This is a genomic window from Vibrio sp. 704 (genome assembly GCF_033339295.1).
Genome location: NZ_JAWOUH010000389.1, coordinates 1 through 738, shown reverse-complemented (window position 1 = coordinate 738; position 738 = coordinate 1). Strand labels below are relative to the sequence as shown.

General features: G+C 43.6%; 1 protein-coding gene. It reads left to right on the top strand.

Annotated elements, in window-relative coordinates; all coding sequences use genetic code 11:
- A partial coding sequence (locus tag R7R24_RS26645; protein WP_318120108.1) for a DHHA2 domain-containing protein occupies positions 1 to 634 on the top strand: 634 nt, incomplete at its 5' end.
- Positions 635 to 738 lie beyond the last annotated feature (104 nt).

Here is a 738-nt window from a genome sequence, read left to right as displayed (position 1 = left end):
AATCAGCGTGCCGCAAATCGTCACGATGGACATTCGTGCTTGGGGTTCTGCAGCAACAATTCTTACGGCAAATGCCGAGAAGTTAAACGTTAAACTGCCTAAGAATATTGCGTGTGCAGGTTTAGGAGCAATTTTGTCGGACACGGTGGTGTTGCAATCTTCGACTACCACTGAATATGACAAACAGTACGCGCAAAAGCTGGCGGACATTGCAGGCATCAAAGACATCAAAGGTTTTGGTGAACAAATGTTGTTGGCTAAATCGGATCTGAGCCATTTCTCAGCAGAGACGATTTTGACGATGGACTACAAGAACTTTGAATTTGCAGGTAAAAAGGTAGGCATCGGCGTAGCTGAAACGCTCAACGCGCAGCAGTTGATTGACCGCAAACAGGACTTCAACGAAGCCATTCAAGCGTATAAGAAAGCTCAGAATCTTGATTACTTGTTCTTCTCGATCACAGATACCAAGCACAAACGTGCAAACATGCTTTGGGCGGATGACGCAGATAAGAAAGTGCTATCAAAAGCTTTTGATGTGAAAATCGACAATGACATGTTGGTATTGGATGGCGTGACGTCTCGCAAGCGTCAAATTGGTCCTGCAATTCAACAAGCGATTGAATCACTCTAGTGACTAAGCCACACTGAAAATAATCAAAAAACCACCGTTAAAGGTGGTTTTTTCGTTTTTGGCAAGACAGAGTTGGAAATTTAGATTCAACGCAAAAGAGCAGA